The organism is Pedobacter sp. D749, assembly GCF_019317285.1.
Taxonomy (GTDB): Bacteria; Bacteroidota; Bacteroidia; order Sphingobacteriales; family Sphingobacteriaceae; genus Pedobacter.
Map to the genome: position 1 here is coordinate 1,514,107 of NZ_CP079218.1, position 20,555 is coordinate 1,534,661.

Genomic DNA, 20,555 nt, shown 5'->3' on the forward strand with positions numbered 1-20,555 from the left:
ATATGATCATATTAGCGATATTGCTTTTTATATTGATCGCCGGTGTGACGATATTGATTTTCAGAAAGTTTAAGAAGATTATTCGTCCTGCGGGCCTGGGCTTGATGATTGCTTATGTATTTTCGATATGCGCATTTTGCATTGGGCTAATGACGCACCAGGCAGATTATTTCACTGCAATTGATCCTGTAGATGGTATGTGTTACATCCCGTTTGGGGAAAAACATATTTTGAGTCTCGCATGCTATTGTTTTGCTTTTCATGGCGCGCTAATTTTGATTTGGCTTAAAGGCACCCGTTTGCCACCCCTGGCCACTGTGCTTGCACTTAGCTTTATCATTACAGGTATTGTAATTAATGTGCTGATTTTAATGCAAATCTCGGAGCACAACACAAAAAGTATTGATTGGTATGACCGGTCAGATCATATTTTGCTGTTTCTGTTTACACCTATACTAGGTATTGTAATAGCTGGGTTAACGATTTTACATGTGCTTAGAAAAGATGCTGTGGCAGCCCGTGAAAGGGTGTACGCTAATGCGTTTTTAAACAGGGTGAATCTTTATCTGGCCCGAAAAAGTAATCTTCCGCTGTGGGGACTGATCCTGCTCATTCCGGTGATGTTGGTTACGACAGTTTTACTATTGATATTGGGACAGGATGCAGACAGTATGGTTAAAGTCTTTACGGATACGACGACCTGGAGGTTTTCGAGGCAAATGCACCCACCTGTTCTGGATCACAAAGGACATTATTTGTGCACTGTTGCAGTGTCTGGGAGTCCAAAGCTTGTAAAACCTCTTCGGCTGGGTGTTAGGGGTGGAAGGACGATTGTTGTGAACCGCCAATTGCTGATTGCCAATGCATTTGAAGAAATGATCCAGGACTTTTCGCCTCGTATGCATAGAGTCATCAGACGTAATTACGACAGGTATGGATATAATTTATCAAAAAAAATCAATAATGAAGGCTTATCAAACCTAACCTACGTGCTAATGAAACCTTTGGAGTGGATTTTTCTGATCTGCTTGTATCTTTTCACAGAGAAGCCTGAGCTTCGGATCAGCAGACAGTATTCAATGCAAAAAGGCCAGGCAACTACATAGGCCGTCTTTTATTTCTATTGACTATAAACAAAATAACAACGAGAATTACTCCTGCCAATACCACCCATACTATCGCCTGACCGACAATATATCCTAATCCAAATGCTACATTTCCAATTTCGGAAGCACCTTGTTGTCGGCTCGCCTTATTTACGGTAATCTTTAAGGAATTGAAAAATCGCTCCCGGGCGGGTTTAGACCTTTCGTCTTTATCTTTATCCGTCCAGAAATCAATATAAAGCATTTTGTTGTTCAGGAACAGCATCCTTTTAAACCGCAAATTTGATAAATTAGGGTTGTTGGTGATATACTTAATTTCATATCCTCGCAATCCATCGATATGGTAAGGCTTTTTACTTACAAGTTTGCCCTTTGATGTGTTTAATGTTCCTCCAATAAATCCGGAATAAATGCTGTCAAGTTCGTTTTGACTGAAACCTGCACCGCTTTTAGTAGTAAGATCAGCAAAACCGGCAAGATAAAATCCTGATGAGTCGCTATAATGATGTAAATGCTGGCCTAAGGTATCAGTGATTTGAGGTTTGTCCGGAAAGTCAATTGCGGCTATATCGCCCAGTGTTTGATGGAAAAAGCCTTTCCTAAACGAGCATAAAGCGATAAATAACACCAAAATTGCAAATGTTTTTTTAGTCATAAAGGCTTTTCTGGTCATTGCATAAATGGATTGAACGATGAGGAATACGAATACAAGGTAATCATTGCAGCCAAAATGCACGAAGAATTGCGCATCTATATTTTAGGATTTGATATCAAATATGCCAAAGCGTTAGCAGAAGGGAAGGCAACTACTCCATGACCCTATACAACCCGAAATCGGGGGAATAAAGGTATTTTATGTGATGCAACGTAATCACTTGTGGCAGAATCAAGTTCTCCCCCTTAAACTTAAGGTCGCCTAACTTATAATAATACATGTACACCGGAGAGGGGAGCGTGCCTTGTTGCCATCGAATTAGCACATCGTCATCAAATTTCTTCACATCTTTTGCAGTTCTTGAAAATTCACTGTTAAAAAGAAAGTCATTGCGTACAAATAGTGTTTCATCTTTTATTTCAAAAATATTACAACGTTCCTGATGCACAGTTACATATTCACAAGGTTTGTAACCGTATTTTTTTAAAAGTGTTGTTTCATATTTATGAAGTGCCAAAAGCTTTAAACTGTCATTTTCAATGTTAAGCTCTTCCGACTTTACATTCAGGCTGTCTGCAAAAACTACATTTTTGAAGTCCTGGGATTTGCGATAGTCCGGATAGAAGTATTTCTTGCGATTAAAATAAAGATTACCTTTTTTATCTATGAAAAAAGGCAGATCCCAATCATAAGTGTTTTCAAAAATGATCCGTTTGTTTACGTCCATTATTTTAAATGGAGCGTCACTTCTGTCTGGTTTCAAAAAAATTCTGTCATCTTCTAAAAAGATGATTTCACTTAAATTTTGCATGTCTGTAACCAGCTTAAACTTACGCTGATCCTTAAGTAATTCGGAAATTAAAGGCACTTCCGGATGACTATCTTTTTTTGGAAATGGATTACATGCCGAAGCAAACATCATAATAATCAAACCGGCAAATTTACTTCTCATGGTGCGTTTTTTTAGATTTGGAATTATAACAAAAACTGAACCATAAGCATCATTGCCGGTTTGCTAAGCATCCGGTATGTTTGGCTCTACAAGTTTAATGAGTTTTTCAAGAGATTCCTGCCAACCAAGATAACACATCTCCACAGGTATCATCGCAGGTATGTTTTCCTGCAATATTTTTAAGTCCGTACCAACCGATGTTTTAGTGAACCAGATGGTGTTTACAATGGTGCCAGTCAGATTTGAATCTTCAAACTTATCTGTGTATTTTAACAATTCATTCGGAACGACCTCTAAGTATTCTCCACCAAACGCGTTAGTACTTCCTGTAGTGAAATTCTGGAAAGACATTTTAAATGTGCCGCCCGGCTTTACATCCATGCCATGAATGATACCGAGAAATCCATAAGGCGGCATCCACGATGCAAGTGCTGTAGGCTCGGTAAAAGCACGGTAAACCTTCTCCGGTGATGCTTTAATCACTCTGTGTAATGAAACGCTGTTGTCTGACATACAATTATTTTTATTTTAGAATTAGCGCCTGTTTAAAATTAAGTAAAATTTATTTCGTATGTCAGTCTGAGCGTAGTCGAAGACAATTTTTTATAGTTAAGAGAAGCATTCGACTTCGCTCTTGTGACAAACTAGGAGAAGTAATGTAATTGAATAAAATTTAAACAGGTGCTAAATATGTTTAACAAATATGATGTTATTACCGGATAATTTGCAGGGTGATATACGACAATTTACAGGGGGGATGGGACAATATCTTTCTTTGACAACATGGTGCAGGCCAGCTTTCGGCGTAGCGACTACATATACCGAACCTGGGTTTTCAATGTTATGTAATTGAGTTATGGTGGATGAATTTTACCCGAACCGGGGTAGGCTAGGTATCACAACTTACATCGTCCCAATCTTGTTCTCCATACCTGATTAGCCAATTTAGGGCGTAGTGCCTTTCATATACCACGCCAGAAATAGCTTCTTCAAGTTGGACGTTTGCCAATCTTGCATCTACACAAGCCCAGTCGATTCTGTAGTAAAGGTCATTTGCATCCAGAATTTCAGCTGCAGATCTTGTTTCAGATATGGAATTTATAAAAGTATTGGGGTCTTTTCCCGCACCAACAGGATAATCTTGTTCAGGGATGTCATTTAAATCGCAAAGTTGGTCAGGGAAATTAAGTTCATCAATCTTACCTAAGGCCCACATCAGCGTGTAAATACATTCGCTTTTCCAACTTTCCGTATTTTTCCGCTCTTCGGTAGGATGACCAAGTAATTCTTTTTCTGCAGGTGTGGTTTGTGCCCATAAATCGTATTGCTGCAAATAGGCAATTGCAATATCCGCCGGTATTACATTATTTGCCACAAAATTAGTAACGGCCAGAATGCATAACCTGGTCGCAATTTCTTTTGGTGTCCTTATTAAAGTTTCACTTTCAGCATTGATGCAGGGTAAACTTGAATTAACTTTGATGCCTCTTACTTTCAGTATTGCTTCACTTCTTTCTTTTCTTCTGATTTGATCGTCAGACAATTGAGATTGTTCCTTGTCAAAATATTTCGACTCAATATTAACACTAAGTTTTTCAATTTCTGAATTTCCTGAGGTATCCAGGATTAGATCTAAATTGTGATCCAAAAAGTGTTGTCCGCCAGACTTGCTGATTAAAGTGCCTGGCTGTGTGAATATAATCGCATCAAACTCAGTTGCGAGTTTTTGAAGCAGTGGTATGATGTCTTTGGTCTCCTGCGGTTCCTGTTCTACAGAAAACTCGCTATTTATAGTAGCGACTTTAGCCAACAGCAAATGTTTTAACTGTTCATTTGTTGCCGGTAATGCTGTAATATATCCGTAAAGGCCTTTTAAGTTTGCCGTTAGCGGACTGTCGTCAATTTCCGGAAGCTGGTAGGAGGGGAACGCCCTTTCGCGATAGCTTACTTTAATCGTAACAGATGGACTAAATAACCCGCCTTTTATAACCAGTTGTGCTATTTTATCTTCACCTGGATCACTTATGGATAATATCCCTTTAGGAAATTCTTTCTGAAGCAGGTATGTGATTTTTTCAAACCCAATGTAGTGAGAATAATACGTACAAATCATATGTTTTACTTTGAACCGGTGATGAATCATCGCAACAAAAACTGAACCATACATGGCATGAATTTCGCTATTCCTGTAGCTTATTACTAAAAACGCCATGAAATTACTAAATTACGCCGCAGCCTGCTTTTTCTGTTGTTATCTTTTTTCCTGTTCAGGACAGGTGGAAACCAAATCTAAATCCAATGACTCTTTAGCTAGTGAAATGGTTAATGCATTCAAAGGAAAGAGTCTGGAAGAAATTAATGAGTTATTAAAAAGTAATTCCGAACAAATTGAAGGGCTTTTTAAATTAATGGATACACGGCTGGAGATAACTCCTGCAAAAAGTAGTAATCCATCTTCTAATGAAGGAGTTATATCCGGACCTTCATTTACAATTATCCCGGAGAAAATCATAGGACCTGCGCTTAATGAAATGGCTAAGAATTATGAGTTTTCACAAAAAATCTTCCCTGAAGGTTCGGTTATCACAACATCTCTTAAATCAAGCTATAAACCTGCCGTTTTCCAGGATCCTGCTGGAAAAGATGGATCTAATATTTTACGAAGTGAATTTATAGTGCATGGCTTATATTTTCATGACCATTCCAGTTTAAAGGACAACATTGGATCGTCAGACAATCATGAAAATATTATGATTAAGGAGAGAAAGCCAATAGACAGTCTTAAAGCAACTGTAAAATATACCTATATCACTAAAATGGAAAAAGTTATATTGGATGAAAATGAGACGGAGAAGAAAATTGGTGAAGGTACTATAAAACTTAAACAGCTGGGAAACGGTTCGGCAACATTTACTTATAATGGTCCTGATGGACATCTGCTATCGATAGCAGGAATGGATACGCAAGGCAGATTGATTGATCATAATAGCTCCTCTACAAACTCAATTCCTTCGGCTGCTAAACGTAAATTTCTGGAGGAACTTAATGAAGTTCTAAAAGCTACAACGAAGAAGATTGACGCAGGAAAATATAAAAATGCGGATGAATTAATTACAGATCTAAAAGCTACATTACCTTCATCAATCACTGAAAAAGATGCTGCTGAAACTAATTCCCAGTTGTCAAATTATCACTTTTATCAGGATATTTCTAAGATTGTGGTTTATTATGCAGCGGCTGTTAAAACGGTTGAGCATCAGGTGACACTGAAAAGTGAGGACATTATAGCCAGTGGTCTTTCTATAGGAATTGGCGAAAAACAAAGCGGTTATGGAGTTGTACAGGCAGACGGCAGTTGGTTAATAAAACCTTCATTCAAAATCCTTTATGCTATAAATCCATTTTATTACAGCACTTGTGAGGAGTATTCTGCTGATGAAAAATGCGACTACTTTAGATTGGATGCGGAGAATAAAAAAATGATTCCATTTGAGCAAAGCAAGCTAAAAGGTTATGTATTGAAGCGTGCTTTAAATTCAAATCTGGTTCTTTTTCAACAGAGAAATACTGACCCCGCAAAAGTCTATGACAATGGAGTGATGGATAAAAATGGGAACATTATCATGAAACCGGTTTACTATGACGTATGGATTGCGGGAAATTATCTGATTACCGCAGGAGAGAATGCGAAAACCAGTGAAGGAGAATTTGGTTTATACACACAAACCGGTAAGCCAATTATTCAGGGAAGTGCCCAGCCAATCGGTCGTAAAGGTAATTTCATCTTTATTGAACAGGCGGGTAATCCGAATGATGGGAATAAAAAATATAAGTTACTGGATAACCGTTCAGGAAAAAGTTTTTTGCCTGAAGGGATCTTTGCACTAGAGACGGACTATGTTGGCGATGCCCTTCCGGTGAGCAACGGCAAGAGCAAATATTTGATTGACAGAAAAAAGAACAAAAAGGCTGATCTATCTGAGTATGCGGTAATCAAGCAATTTGTAGGCAATTACGCACTTGTAAAGTCGAAAGCAGGCTATTGGGGAGTGATTAATAGCGCCGGAGAACTGGAGGTAGCCTGCGTAAATACAAGTTTATCCCCTGTATACAATGATCTTACGCTAATTACCGATGCACAGGGGCCTGAAGGTAAACAGCGAAACGGATTGTTAAATATTGTAACCGGCAGAATGATTGTACCATTAATGTACAGAGAAGACGATAACGTAGCCTCTGTACATGGGGAAGCTTCAACAACCACATATTATATAGCTGGCAAAAAATTTGATGCTTTTGGCAAGGAAATGGAAAACTAGGGTATTTGAATGAAAAAAATACCCAACATAGGGTAAGCACTGGTTTTTGGACGTTGTTCATTGCAGCAGGATCACACCAAAAACTATCAAAAGTATAAAGAGGCTGTATCAAAAATATTCATGCTAGCCCACTAAGCAAATTATATTTTGAGACTTCGTCATTCCCAATTTAATTGGGAATCATAATGCTATTGCAGCGCTTTAAGATTCCCGCCAGCGCCTATCGTGTGGACAAAATAATTATCACATTCTTCTATCGCTCTATGCCGCGGGGCATGGTACTTTGGAGCGCCAAAGTACCCAAAGCGCTTTGTCAATCCAGCAATGAGCCTTTCACACAATCTCATGCACATCAAAAAAACAGCGACACTTCGTTTTGTGTTCAATATTTTTTTAAAATTAAATTATCGGTTATGAACACAAAACCACTGCGTTTCAGGTTTGTTAGTGCCATTTTTTACTATTGTGCAACTGTTTTTTTGATTTCCCCGGCTCTTGGGATTGACAGCGTCCTTGGTTAAAATCCGTGCTTTATTAAAGTTAGTTAGCAAAACGCCTAAAAAATTAAACTCAAAAAGATGTGTCCATAGGATAGGCCTGTGCGGGAATGACGGGAAACGAAATAAAATTCTGGCCTTAACTGCCAGATTTTACTTTTGAGACAATCTCTTTAAGCTATTACGGGTTATGCCAAAATATGCGCCAAATCGCGGACCAAGCAAAAAAGTTGAGAGCAAGTATAATATGCTTTTTAACAAGAACCAATCAAACCAATATTAACAATCAATATTTCCGTTCTCCAGGTGGGCGATACGGAATATTTCCTTTGTAATGATTGCTATATTTTCTTTTAACTCATCCAAAGAACAGTTTATGGTGCCGATAGGAATAGGCAGTTCCATAAGTTCTTCCAGAAATTCTATTTTTAAAGAACAGCCTGGAACATCTTCTGCGCTACCTTTTAGTAGTGAGAAAATTTCGCTGGCTTCTTTTTTGTCTTTGCCGAGAGAAAATTTGCCATACGTGATTTTCCCACCTGGTCCCTGAAGGCTGATGTTGATGGTGAAACGGGTTTCCATAGCTAAATGTTGTATTTTCTTTAACAGATTTGGGTACATTATCAATAAAAAGTGCCGCATTTAGCGGCACTTGGGAAATTATTGTATTTCGATCTGTCTGGCGATCGCTTTAGCCTCTTCCTTTTTAGGAATGTTGAGTTTGAGTACGCCATCCGTATAAGCAGCCTGAATTTGCTCAACATTAGCACTTTCCGGAAGGGTAAACGATCTGGTAAATGCCGAGTAGCTGTATTCCCTTCTGTTGTAGATTTTACCTTCAGTATTGTTTTCTGTACGCTGTTCAGTAGAAATGGTCAGCATATCACGCTCTACAGCTACCTTGAAATCTTCTTTTTTTAATCCGGGTGCCGCAAGTTCAATATGGTACGCTTCATTCGACTCGGAAATGTTAACCGCAGGCACGCTGCTTAAACGACGGTCGTTAAAAAAGGTATCGCCTAATACTGATTCAAAGATGTCATTAAAGCCTGGCAATAATGAACTGTTCTTTTTTTCTGGATTGAATTTAACCAATGTCATAGTTTTTTCTCCTTTTAATGTTTTAATAATAAATGGACTATAAATCAATTAATTTAACGCTTTAACCTTTTTCAAAAAGGTTACATCTCTGGTTAATCAAGTGCTGTGCCAAGGCGTTCATGAAGGGGCAGCGAATAGTTTTCTCTGAAAAATTTTCATTTTTTATGAAAATTTTTCAGTGCATTGCTGAAATTTTTTCAGTTTTACCCTTCTATTCCTGGCGGCTTTTAAATTAGCGAGATGAAATAATTGTCGTGTTAATGGCTCAAATGCAATCCATAGATTTTTGTCTAAATCCCCGTTTTTTCTTGTTCTTAAAGCATTTTAGCAGTCAGCATAGGATAATCAACCAAAAAGCAGATATATTAAGAGGATAACATCTTTTTCGAACCCTTGCCTGGCTTATCAATTAGACAATGCACCATAAATTAACATTAGGGCGTACGTTCAAAGTAGATGATATGATTATCGAAGTTACCCTGATAAGGATTCCCTCTTGCCCGGAAACCATTGGCTACAAGAAATCGCTGACTGCTGGGGGTTGCTGTAGTAGAAAATATAATACCAGGGTGATCACTGATTTTTTTGAGTAACATCCTTTTTAATGTGCTGCTGATTCCCTTTTTACGAACTGATTCACGAGTGAATGAATAACCGATTTCTAAAAACGGTTTGTCTATGTTCGTGATAATACCAGCTTTTTTATACACTTCTTGCAGGTAAGATGGATCTGGCCTTTTAATAGCCGAAATGCCGACCAGCTTTTTGCCATTGTAGCAGAATGCAAGGAACGCTGCATTTAAAATCTTTAAGGGCAGATCAACAGGCGAAACTTTATTTCCCTTTCTCAATAATAAATAGAAGTGATGGAGCTGGATCATTGAACAATCGCAGGGTCTTTTGATTTCAATATAGCAATTGAGGAGAAAAGTCGGTTGCTCATGATAGTCCTGATCAAATACCAGGTTGGTAGATATATTGTGGTTCATCAGAATAAATTTAGGTGAGGGTAGGAATAGCCGTTTTTGTGGCAGCTTATTTGTTTTTGATACTTAATGATGTACGTAAAGGGCCTGATAAGGCAAACATTTCGCATACTTTATCATTCCAGTCTATCAATGCATCTTCAGGTGAGGTTCCAAGGCCTGAAACATCGTGTTCCTCTTCAAAAGATAATACCGCATAAAAGCAATCACCATCCTGATATACGGAGGGTTTAAACTGCATCACAAAAGTGGGTAACCTGTATCGGTTATAATCAAAATCTACCAGTTTTCCTGGTATCGTTCTGGCTCGCTGTTTCATCGCTTAATGTTTTATAGAAACATTGTTGTTTACCTGTTTTTTACTTATGGTAAGCAAACGTAATTGTAAAGTAGCCAACCAATGTTTCCTTAAGGTTAGCCGATTATTGTTTGTTTGTTAAGTGTTTGGTAGAGATGAGTTCTGGAGGAAAAAGCCCTGATTATATTTTTTCAGAAGGGTAGGGTAAGGCAATGTCGTATTATCATTTGCAAAAAAAGAAAACATCTTTTTTAAATGGGTTGCGGAGCTTTCCTGTTAACATGCTGGCAGTAAATGAAGATAATCAATCTTTAATAAAGATGTGATGAGCGTGACGACCAATAAAGATAAATTTCTGCCGTATTAATCCTTTTGATATAGATGCAGTCGAATGCAATTAATACGGCACTAATAATGAAGCTTGGAAAGAAAAAATCAGACACATCAGATGAAACCGGCAACGAGGAGGATAAAGGCATCTTTCCCAAAAAGATGATATTTTTTATCCTTGTGCTCAGCGCGCTACTGATGATCCTGATCTTGTTTAAAGCTTAATTTAGATCAGTTCATAGTGACTCAAGGCATGGCTGGCTGATCTTGAAGATAAAAGATCAACTCTCCGCCCTGAAGCAGCGATTGGTGTGTAATTTGATTTTTGTTAAGAGATTTTCCATTTAAAGTGATTTTTGAACTGTAAATAGATCTTTTACTCTTTTTAATGGCTGTTATGGTTAATTTTTTGCCATTGTTAAAGGTTATTACAGTTTGTGTAAATAAAGGACTGGTTAATTGGTAGTTTCCTGAAACAGGATCTACCGGATAAAAACCCATCGCCGCAAATACATACCATGCCGACATTTGCCCGGCATCGTCATTACCACTTAATCCGCCAGCTCCTTCATCATACTCTTCGGCTAAAATGCGCGATACCTGCAGCTGGGTCTTCCAGGGAGAAGCGGTATAATTATACAAAAAGGGAATCTGATGACCAGGTTCGTTGCCATGCCAATATTCCTTTTTGTCGAAAAGGGAATCCAGTTCATTTTCGAGGTTTTTACTTCCGCCCATTGATTTAATCAATCCAGGCATGTCATGTGGTACGTAAAAGGTGTATTGCCTTGGCGTTCCTTCCGTAATATAGGGTTCACGGTGATCAGGATAAAAAGGTTTGTACCAACTGCCATTGGCAAAGCGGCCCCTGGCCATTCCCACCTGTTGATCGAATACATTTTTATAATTAGCAGCCCTTTTCATTAATTGTTTATAATCTGCTGTTTTACCCAGATCTTTCGCTACAGTGGCCAAAGCATAATCATCGTAAGCATACTCCAGCGTTCTGCTCACCTGTTCCCGTTTGTGAAAAGCATCTGGAATGCTGTCTTCCATAGGGATATAACCATATTTAAGGTAACTGTTAATCCCACGGCGGCCTTTGCCATTGAGGTAATCGGCCGAATCGGGCATTTGAAAGGCATTTTGGCGCATCAGGCGATAGGCTTCCTTTACGTCATAACCGCGAATCCCCTTATTGTAGGCCGAAGCCAGAAAAGCAGTAGCGTGGTCGCCAATCATAGCTGCAGTATAATTATTCCAACAGGGGAAAATGGGCAGCCAACCACCTTGTTGCCCTTTTAGCACCAACGAATTTGCAAAATCGTTGGTCAGATCGGGTTTTAAAAGTTCTGTAAGCGGTAATTGGGCACGGTAGATATCCCACATCGAAAAGTCATCGTAATAATTGCCTTTTGTCAGTGTTTTTTTTGCGTAATTGCCCGCAAATTGAGGGTACCCGCCGTCTACATCATTAAATAATCGGGGGTGCTGCTGTGCATGGTAAAGTGCCGTGTAGAATATCCGCTTATTTTTTTCATCAGGGTCGTTAACCTTAACCTGGCCAAGTGACTGCTCCCAAACGCGACTTGTTTTAGCCACAACGGTTTCGAAACTGGCCGTATTGATCTCGGCTTCGAGGTTAAGTTTTGCTGCGGCTATACTGGTAAAAGAAGTACCAGCGTAAATACTAATGCTTTCTCCTTTTTGTAGTTTAAAGCCCAGATAGGCACCTAAATCTATCTGGTTTTCGATGGATTGATGTGCTGAAACATTGCCCCCGCTAAATACACCACTTTTTGTAAAAGCTTTTTTAATGCGGATGAAAAAATAGCCGCTAAAGCCTGCTGCTTTTCCCCAGCCCTGGTAAATGCGGTGAACAGGATTATACCCCGAAATTTCACCTCTTTGGCGGTCAATTTTAATATATCCTTTACCCTGATCACTATTTGGTGTAATTAACAGATAAACACTATCTGCCTTTAATGCTGTGATTTTAATCAGGCCACAACGCAAGGTGGCGGTGGCTTCCGTAAGTAGGTTATAGCGAGGTAAATTTGCTTTGTAATAAGCAGGTGTAGCTACTTCACCCTGATGTGTATAATCAACAGCATAATCTGTTGGGCTGGTTTTCAGTTTGCCCGAAATGGGCATAATGGTAAAGCTGCCATAATCTTGTGTACAGGAGCCGCTGATCCAGTGACTGGCCCTGATGCCATAAAATTTTTTATTGTTGTAATAATAGGGGGCAAGGCATTTTTTTTCCGAAAGCTGAGTTTGTGGCGTCCACTGGGTCATGCTAAAGGGTGGCGCAACAGCTGGTATGGTATTGGCCAGCCGTTCTGTTTTGTCTTCTATATGCTGGCTGGCGAGTGTGGTACTTGCGGATGTACCCGAAAATGGCTGCACATATTTGATTACAGATTGCTGCGCGAAGGCCTTGCTGCCAACAAGCATAAAAAGCAATGATATACTGGTATAAAATGTTAATCGGGTGGCCCGGTTTTTACTTCGTTTTGTAAACGGTTTAATCATTTTTATATCGGAAAAGATAATCATGGCAGCTTTTTTATTGCCTCTTTCTGGTCAATTGGTAGTTTAATGTTTTTAAAGGATACCCGATCTGTTTTTTTCAAAACGATGATGTTAGCGTGCACTGCTTGTTCAATTTCAAGTCCTTCTAAATTTATCATATGCACATCATCAAAAATAACGGCAGGCCTAAAATCAGGATCCTTATAGCTTAATTTAATATTTTTAAATGATATGCCTTTCGCATGACGGACATAAAGTCCCCACGCCGGCAACTCGCCAAACATACTAAATTCTGGATAGCCCGATTCATTTTCAGTTACTGTATCCAACGCATCAACCGCAATGTGGGCAATTGCTTTGGATGCGCCGCCTCCATAAGTAATTTCTATATTTTCGAGCATCACATTTTCGATATCGTGTCCGGGGATGCCTGCAATGGCTGCTGGCAATAAATTATGCGGAGCTGATTTGGGTAACGGCCCTTCAATGGGGTAACCGGCATCGGGTTTGGCATTTGGGATATCGGCTTTTAGATTCGCAATGCGGATGTTCTTTACCGAGCTATATTGTGTACCTTTATTCCGGTGACCCAGGCGGATAAAAATGGCGTTGCCTGTGTACTTTGCCGTAACACCATCAATATCTACGCCATCAATAAAGCCACCATCTACAGCTTCGAGTGCTATCGCAGAACGATAGGTATTGTAAACGGTAATATTTCGCACTTTAATGTTGCGGAAGCCACCATAAGAGCCTGTCCCGATTTTAAAACCACTGGCGCTTGATCGGATGGTACAATTGGCTATATAAATATTCTCGCAGGTTCCGGGGCGCCCTTCCGATTTCAGACAAATGCCGTCATCAGCTGCATCGATATTACAATTGCTAATGTTTACATTTTTGCTATTTACAATATCAATTCCGTCGTTGTTCCAGTATTCGGTGCTTTCTACTGTTACACTATCAATGGTTACTTTATTGCATCCGGCAAAGTCTTGCACCCAGCCTGCGCTGTTTTTAATTTTAACATTTTTTACCTTAATCTCTTCGCAATTGTTAAAGGCAATTAAACGGGGTCTGTTATATTCGGAAGGACGCTTAGCCACCCAGGTTTCATCTTGCAAAGTACCATTATGCAACAATTGCAATAAACTTTTAACCACTTCGCTACCCCTTCCGTTAATAGTACCTTTGCCGTTTATGGTAACATGGTGTTGACCATTGGCCGAAATAAGTGCATAGGCCGCCGCCGGACCGTAATCCATCCGGTTGGTACTGCCTAACAGTTCGGCACCTGCTTCAAGGTAAAGCTCAACCCCCGATTTTAGTTCAATTGGGCCGGTAACAAATTGCCCTGGTGGAACAACTATCCGTCCGCCCGATTTACCGGCGACATTAATAGCATTTTGGATCGCTTTGGTATTGAGCGCTTCCAATCCGGGTTTTGCTCCAAAATTAACAATGTTGAATGCTTTAGGTTGTGCATTAACCACCAGATTATGAAATAAACAAACGAAGGATAAGATCAGGAATCTCATGGAATTTGAATTATGTTTACTGGTGCATTATCCCCATGGTTTTGCGGTATTTCTGATACATTTCCATGGCAACATTTACCGGGTTTCCAACAGTTTTGGTTGGGTAGTCTTTTCGCTGATTAACCCATTTCCATTCCCAGTTACTTACTTCTTCATTAAATTGGCTGGTATTAAAATCGCTTTGCTGTTTTAATGCTTGTTCGGCACGGGTAAGGAAAAGCTGCCACCTTGGTTTATAAAAATCAGTTAACAAGCCGCTCCACTGCCTGCAGGCATACTCATTCAAGGGGCTTTTCGCATCTCCCCATAGGGTAATCAGGTCTTTGGCATTCATTTCGTAAAGTGCTTTTTCAGCCGGGGTTTCTCCCCATTTCCTTGCATCACTTACCCATGGGCCCAGCATAAAATCTTTTCTGGTGGCCAATAGCCTGTCCATATCGTCAATCAGCTGTATAAATTTGCTGCTTTCTTTTTTAAAGGTAAGCAGGTCTTTTTTGCGGTAGGCCGTCATCATATTTCTTTGTACAGGCAAGGCATAATTGGCCATTACCTGTCGGGTGATATCAACCAGATCGTATTGAAAGCCATCACTGGTTTTGCAAAGTGGTGCGGCTTTTACAAATTCATCCCAGGCCGGAAGCAAATCTTTTTCCTTGTAATTTAAGGTGGTTTTTGCCCAACGGGTTAACGAATCGAAAGTAGGGCGTGCCTGAATAATAGATTCTGCACCATCTCTGATATATTTATCAGCCGGAACGTTGTAAACGGTTTTACGCAATATTTCCCAGCCTTTTAATGCATTTACATTACTTTTTCCGTAGCGGTTGCGCACAAATTTGGGTAACCAGGTTTTCAAATCTATAGGTTTAGACTGCCAGGCATTATCCATCATTAACTCATAAAGTACCGGATTTTGTTCTATGCCTTCCATACTCAATCCAATACCTTTCATTTTACCACTTTGTGGATTATTGAGCGCCTGGGCCGGCGCAGTTGCCACTACATCCATACGCCCAAAAAGGTTGGTATTGCCACCAAAATTGTGCAACATATTCCAGATCCATGGTTTACCATAAAAGCCTTGTGTCCTTTTCCAAACCGGTTCTATTTCTGTAGCCAGATCAAGTAAAATCATCTTATCGTTTGGTACAGCCTTTAATAAGGCCTCTGTTTGCGGCTCTTTCCAGAATTTTCGATCACTATAGAATAACCAGCCTTGCATTACCCAAATGGCTTTCGGATCTGCTTGTGCCATACCGTCGTAAATCCTTGAGCTCAGTTTACCTAAAAAACCGGGATCGGCAGAAGGTGGCTCATTCTCGTTAAAAGTATCGGCAGAGTAAAGGTGATCAGTACCTAATAATTCGGTTTGTTTCTGCAGGAATTTCTTCCCGATCTGCGCAAACATCGGATCTTCAGAATCAAGGATATAAGTATCGGCAAAGCCATTGGTCCAGTTGGTGGCTTTTAACTTTGCTTTTGGGAATTTGTTTTTAAATGCTGCCGGCACATGTCCGGTAAAGGCAGGCAGTACCGGTTTCATCCCCAGCGATCTTTGCCGTGCTAAAATTTTCTTTTGCAGTTCAAAGTGACTTTTCATCCAGCTTACCGGAAGCGGACCAGCCCAGCCATCAATATTCCCCATCCAAAACCACGAGAAATAAGCAGGACCGGTAAAAAAACCTTTAAGTTCTTCGTCCGAAAAACCCATTTCTTTGTATAAAAGGTACCAGGTATATTCTTCGCCGGTAATGGCAAGAGGCATGTTGATCCCATGGAGGGCCATCCAGTCTATCTCTTTTTCCCAACGCGACCAATCCCACCAGCTCATACTGTAATTAAAAGTACAATAGTTTAAATAGTAACGATAATCGTAGGGTGTTTCTTTTCTTAATTTCGTTTTTACTGCAGGCAGGGTAGCAGGCAAATTTAAATTGGTGCCATTCCAGGTAATCTGACAATGCGCATATTCAGTCAAATAATAATAAAAAGCCGAAGCCAGGGCAACACCGCTGCTGCCACTAAGTACGATCTTATTGTTTCTGCTCTCAATTTCAAAAACATCCTTACCGTTTGCTGCAGCAATACTTTTGGTAACGAATGCCTGGTGTTGTTTCGGTAAAATCCGCGCAATAAGTTGATTAGATGAGACCAGGTATTCCTGAGACCACAGGTTAGTAAACGATAGTACGAACAGCACTATGAATAGCATTTTTATTTTCATATCAAATTTTTAGAAACCACTTTTTATCGAAGAGGAACTTTAAGCCAAATAATTGTATTAGGAGTACACCGGTCCATACGCCAGCCTGTTGCCACGTGGCAGGGATGGTATTGATAATTCCGCCGAAGAGGAAGTTAGAAGTAGATTCGAAGTTAAACAGACCGTGTGCAAAAATATAAATTAATATAGAATTGGTACCCATCCATACCATGGGCATACACCATTTTTGATAACTGCACACATCGATAAAATAATAGAAAAGTGCAAAAAATATGATGCTCCAGCCGCCTGCAAAGAGTACAAAGGTGCTCGTCCACATGGTTTTGTTGATCGGGAAAAGGAAGCTGCCAGCGAGTGCAATTAAGAGTAGTGCAATGCCCGAAATGATTAAATACAATACTTTTTTATTTGGATTTGGGCTTACTGTTTTATTCTTGATAAATGTGCCGGTAAATATACCCAGCATGGCCGAGCAAATGGCCGGTATAGTGCTCAGTAAACCTTCAGGATCGTAAACTACCCGGTGAAGCTTACCTGGAAGCAACAAACGATCTATATACGCAGAAAGATTGCCCTCTGGTGTAAAGATGCCACTGCCAAAGCCTGGAACAGGTACAAAGCGCATGATGAGGTAATAGCCAGCCAGGATAGATACAAACCAAATGACCTGTTTTTTAAGTGAGGTATTCAGGTAAATTAAAGCAGCAAAGAAAGTGGCCAGGCCGATACGGCCCAGTACACTGGCAAAACGGATCTGCTCATAACCTTTCCATTGCAGCATGCCATTAACTACTGCACCCAGTAAAATTAAAATCAGGGTTCTTTTAATCAGGGCATAATAAATTTTACCTTTTGATGCCTGCCCGGTCTCTTTTTCCGTGAAATACTTCTGATAAGAAAAAGGCATAGATACCCCCGAAATAAAGATAAAAAGTGGAAAAATAAGGTCGTAAAAGGTAAAACCATTCCAAGGCGAATGGAGTAGCTGGTTACTAATACCTACTAAAACCTTTTCGAACAGGGAAAGGTTTGGGGTGGTCTCAATGGTCCAGTTGTACGGATTCCGTATTAGTACATGGTCTTCTTTAATGCCATTAGCCAATCCATGAAAAATACCTTCGCCGCTCACAATCCAAAACATATCAAAGCCACGTAAGGCATCTAGCGATAGCAGCCGCTTGGGTTTATTTGCCGGGTGTGCTGTTGAGGATATGGTACTGTTTGGTTGATCCATGATTCAGATTATTTTTTAATCAATGTATTATAAATAATCTCACCCTGATCGTTAATGGCTTGTACGCGTAATTGGTTGTTATTAACAGAGAATAACATGAAGCCATATTCAGATGCTACCATTTCAGCATCGGCAATGAGTTTTACAGGTGTTTTTTCAGAAGCTGAACCAGAAATGAAATAATGTGTTTTTCCGGCAGGTTTAATATACTGCATACTGTGTTCGTGACCGGTAAGATACACATCTACACCATATTTTTCAAAAGTTGATTTTAACGAATTACGCACAGCTTTGGTATCATATGCATCGGTGCGGCTGCCGCCAGTATAAATAGGGTGGTGGCCTACAACAATTTTCCATTTAATTGCAGGATCGCTATCCGCCAGTGTTTTAGCGATCCACCGTTTCTGCGCTGTAGTATCTTGTCCTTTAACATTTGGGATATATTCAACATTGCTGTAAAATTCAGGTATAAGTGGGTTAGTATCAATAAAAGCAATGAGTACCTGGTTATTGATGTCGCCATTGATTGGGAATTTCTTAGCGTAATATCGGGCCGGCATTTTCCACCTGCGGCTGATTTTGGAATAATCTACCTGTGCATCAGGGTTTGATTTATAATCGTGGTTTCCCAATACTGGGTACCAGTCCCATTGTAGTGAAAAGTCGGTATATATATCTTCGAAAGAATATTTAAAAGAAGGATCTTGAGCACTGATTACGCCACTGGGATAAAAATTATCGCCGGTAGAAATGATAAATTTAGCCTTTACTTCTGAAGCAGTAATACCCATTTGTTTGGCTACCTGTTTTTGATGATCGGCACCGTTCCGTCCCCAATCGCCCATGGCGATAAAGTTTAAAGCTGTTGGATCTTTGGTAAGCACCTTTGTTGCCGTAATATTTTGTGAGGGGCTTTTGGTTATAATTTGAGCATATAATGAACCCGAAAATACAAGGGTGAAAATCAGTAGTAATTTTTTAATCATTAAGGCAGATTTGTGCTATTGCAAGTTTAGGATAAAAAATAAGAAGAGGCTATTTCACAAATCAATTTATCTTTGGATTTTGTCCGGTTGAGCTTGTCGAAATGCCCTAAGGCAGTTGTACAAGTCTTTCGACAAGCTCAGGATGACATTATGTATTTATGAGACAACCTCTTCTAAAAGTTGCAGGATATTCTAATTGTATCCAGGATTCTGTTTCAACTTCGGATTTAAAATCAACGCTGATGCCGGAATCGGCATGATGCGATGGAAAGTTTGTGCATCGGTTTTAAAACCCCAGCTCCCTTCATATTTTCCAAAGCGAATCATATCATTACGGTGCCAACATTCCCATGAAAACTCTCTGCAGCGTTCTTTATAAAGATCTTCAAGCGTTACTGCTGTCCAGGCTGGTGATGTCGTACGAACTGCTCTTAGCTGATTAACTAAAGACAAAGCAGTTTGACCTTGTGTAGGCGTTGCGCCTCTAAGAATGGCTTCCGCTTTCATGAGTAAAATATCTGAATACCTGAAAACTGGTACATCATTATTCTGGTTTCTGCTCGATGATGTGCTGTCACAGTAAAATTTATTGTTTCTATATCCCATATTCCAGGCTATTTCATCGTTTCCGGCATCAAAAGGTCTTGACGCATCTCTTAAGGTTACGGTAGGCGTAATATCCACCTGATAGGTAAGTGGCGCAGAACCATCTGAACCTGTATAAAACTGATCATAGCCCTTTTTGGTTGTCGCAACTGTTACCGGGCGTCCGTTGTTTAAAAACTGTAAACCTTTAATCCACTGTGCATTTCTTTTATCATTAGGATCGTTAAAGTTTGCATAGTACTCAGGCAAGGTACTCATTGGCGCACTTGGTGTAAATTTCAAGCTAAACTTTTCCTGCAACGAACGTGGCAAAGAATAACGTGAATAAATCATGGTACCATTACTAAAACCCGGATCGAAAGGAATTGCGAATATAAATTCTTTGATTTGCGGCCCGTTATCAATGAAGAACATCTTTTTAAAATCGCTTTCTAAACTATAAGGTGTTGATGGTGCTCCAATAATCGCATCGCACATGGCTACCGCTTCATTGTATTTCGATGTACCCGTATAAACTTCTGCATTCAAATACATTTTAGCTAGGATAGCGTATGCAGTGTAACGGTTTGGTCTGCCATAAGTAGCAGCACCGGTTGCTGTGCTCAGGTTTGGGATTACTTCTTTTAGTTCAGCTTCAATAAAGTTAAATACTTCAGTCCTTGATTTTGTTTCGGGTGGGGTCGTCTCACCAAAAGTGGTTACAACCGGAATATTTCCCCACAAATCCATCATCATAAAGAAAGCTAAAGCCCTGGTTGCCCTAACTTCAGCCAGGGCCGAAGTTTTTGCCGGTGATTCTGGCGCATTTTTTAACAAGAATAAGCTTTGGTTGGCTTTACTAATCACTCCGGAAAGCCATCCCCAACCGCTACCTACGTGCCCATTATCTTTATTCCAGGTGTGTTTATGGTGCGCCTCGGAGACACCACCATCATACCAGTTACCCCCTCTTGCGGGCATAATTGCCTCATCGGTACTTAAGCTTTGCATAAAGAAGTAATCGGTACTCCAATTCTGGCGAAGCTGTACATAAACCTGACCGGTTAACTGTACAAAATGTTGTGGCGTTTGAGGAAATGTTTCAGGAGTTAATTGCGTTTCCACCTTTAAATCCAGTTTGTGGCAGGAACTTAACACACCTAGTGTTAAAGCTGCGCCTGCAATATATTTAGTAAGATTTTTCAT

General features: G+C 39.9%; 17 protein-coding genes. 3 read left to right on the plus strand and 14 right to left on the minus strand.

Features of this window, described 5'->3' with window-relative positions; all coding sequences use genetic code 11:
• Nucleotides 1-2: 2 nt before the first annotated feature.
• Complete coding sequence (locus KYH19_RS06230) at nucleotides 3-1,106, plus strand: DUF6688 family protein (protein WP_255562572.1); 1,104 nt, start codon at nucleotides 3-5, stop codon at nucleotides 1,104-1,106.
• On the opposite strand, the gene KYH19_RS06235 is transcribed toward KYH19_RS06230, so the two are convergent.
• A complete protein-coding gene (locus KYH19_RS06235) occupies nucleotides 1,099-1,779 on the minus strand; it encodes a hypothetical protein (RefSeq protein WP_219077996.1) in 681 nt (226 codons plus the stop codon). The two genes, KYH19_RS06230 and KYH19_RS06235, sit on opposite strands and share 8 nt — an antisense overlap.
• A 12-nt stretch (nucleotides 1,780-1,791) precedes the next feature.
• Between KYH19_RS06235 and KYH19_RS24185 the strand changes: the two genes are divergently transcribed.
• The gene (locus KYH19_RS24185; protein ID WP_255562573.1) at nucleotides 1,792-1,923 is read left to right on the plus strand and encodes a hypothetical protein; all 132 of its coding nucleotides are present in this window, start codon (nucleotides 1,792-1,794) and stop codon (nucleotides 1,921-1,923) included.
• Here the strand turns inward: KYH19_RS24185 and KYH19_RS06240 are convergent.
• The 3 genes from KYH19_RS06240 to KYH19_RS06250 all read right to left on the minus strand — a co-directional run bounded on the left by KYH19_RS06240 (nucleotide 1,913) and on the right by KYH19_RS06250 (nucleotide 4,925).
• Nucleotides 1,913-2,713, minus strand: coding sequence for a hypothetical protein (locus KYH19_RS06240; RefSeq protein ID WP_219077997.1), 801 nt, complete (start codon nucleotides 2,711-2,713; stop codon nucleotides 1,913-1,915). The genes KYH19_RS24185 and KYH19_RS06240 overlap by 11 nt on opposite strands.
• 63 nt (nucleotides 2,714-2,776) lie before the next feature.
• The gene (locus tag KYH19_RS06245) at nucleotides 2,777-3,226 is read right to left on the minus strand and encodes an SRPBCC family protein (protein ID WP_132396144.1); all 450 of its coding nucleotides are present in this window, start codon (nucleotides 3,224-3,226) and stop codon (nucleotides 2,777-2,779) included.
• 376 nt (nucleotides 3,227-3,602) lie between these two features.
• Nucleotides 3,603-4,925, minus strand: a complete 1,323-nt coding sequence (locus tag KYH19_RS06250; RefSeq protein ID WP_219077998.1) for a DUF4272 domain-containing protein — start codon at nucleotides 4,923-4,925, stop codon at nucleotides 3,603-3,605.
• Between KYH19_RS06250 and KYH19_RS06255 the strand changes: the two genes are divergently transcribed.
• Nucleotides 4,924-7,032, plus strand: a complete 2,109-nt coding sequence (locus KYH19_RS06255; protein WP_219077999.1) for a hypothetical protein — start codon at nucleotides 4,924-4,926, stop codon at nucleotides 7,030-7,032. The two genes, KYH19_RS06250 and KYH19_RS06255, sit on opposite strands and share 2 nt — an antisense overlap.
• Before the next feature lie 776 nt (nucleotides 7,033-7,808).
• On the opposite strand, the gene KYH19_RS06260 is transcribed toward KYH19_RS06255, so the two are convergent.
• The 10 genes from KYH19_RS06260 to KYH19_RS06305 all read right to left on the minus strand — a co-directional run bounded on the left by KYH19_RS06260 (nucleotide 7,809) and on the right by KYH19_RS06305 (nucleotide 20,555).
• Entirely contained in the window at nucleotides 7,809-8,111 is a 303-nt protein-coding gene (locus KYH19_RS06260; protein ID WP_219078000.1) for a hypothetical protein, read from the minus strand.
• Between the two features lie 78 nt (nucleotides 8,112-8,189).
• Nucleotides 8,190-8,630 carry an Hsp20/alpha crystallin family protein gene (locus tag KYH19_RS06265; protein WP_132396138.1) on the minus strand — a complete coding sequence of 147 codons (441 nt, stop codon included), beginning with the start codon at nucleotides 8,628-8,630 and terminating at the stop codon, nucleotides 8,190-8,192.
• 434 nt (nucleotides 8,631-9,064) lie between these two features.
• Entirely contained in the window at nucleotides 9,065-9,619 is a 555-nt protein-coding gene (locus tag KYH19_RS06270) for a hypothetical protein (RefSeq protein ID WP_219078001.1), read from the minus strand.
• 46 nt (nucleotides 9,620-9,665) lie between these two features.
• On the minus strand, nucleotides 9,666-9,935 hold the full coding sequence (locus KYH19_RS06275; RefSeq protein WP_219078002.1) for a hypothetical protein: 270 nt from the start codon (nucleotides 9,933-9,935) through the stop codon (nucleotides 9,666-9,668).
• Nucleotides 9,936-10,490: 555 nt separating this feature from the next.
• Nucleotides 10,491-12,779 (minus strand): GH92 family glycosyl hydrolase, encoded by a 2,289-nt coding sequence (locus tag KYH19_RS06280; RefSeq protein WP_219078003.1) that lies wholly within the window; start codon nucleotides 12,777-12,779, stop codon nucleotides 10,491-10,493.
• Between the two features lie 20 nt (nucleotides 12,780-12,799).
• On the minus strand, nucleotides 12,800-14,317 hold the full coding sequence (locus KYH19_RS06285; protein WP_219078004.1) for a glycoside hydrolase family 28 protein: 1,518 nt from the start codon (nucleotides 14,315-14,317) through the stop codon (nucleotides 12,800-12,802).
• 16 nt (nucleotides 14,318-14,333) lie between these two features.
• On the minus strand, nucleotides 14,334-16,541 hold the full coding sequence (locus KYH19_RS06290) for an alpha-N-acetylglucosaminidase (protein ID WP_219078005.1): 2,208 nt from the start codon (nucleotides 16,539-16,541) through the stop codon (nucleotides 14,334-14,336).
• 1 nt (nucleotide 16,542) lies between these two features.
• Nucleotides 16,543-17,775: an acyltransferase family protein gene (locus tag KYH19_RS06295; RefSeq protein ID WP_219078006.1), complete on the minus strand. Its 1,233-nt coding sequence runs from the start codon at nucleotides 17,773-17,775 to the stop codon at nucleotides 16,543-16,545.
• 8 nt (nucleotides 17,776-17,783) lie between these two features.
• Nucleotides 17,784-18,764 (minus strand): metallophosphoesterase, encoded by a 981-nt coding sequence (locus KYH19_RS06300; protein ID WP_219078007.1) that lies wholly within the window; start codon nucleotides 18,762-18,764, stop codon nucleotides 17,784-17,786.
• A 192-nt stretch (nucleotides 18,765-18,956) separates the two neighbouring features.
• The gene (locus KYH19_RS06305) at nucleotides 18,957-20,555 is read right to left on the minus strand and encodes a RagB/SusD family nutrient uptake outer membrane protein (protein WP_219078008.1); all 1,599 of its coding nucleotides are present in this window, start codon (nucleotides 20,553-20,555) and stop codon (nucleotides 18,957-18,959) included.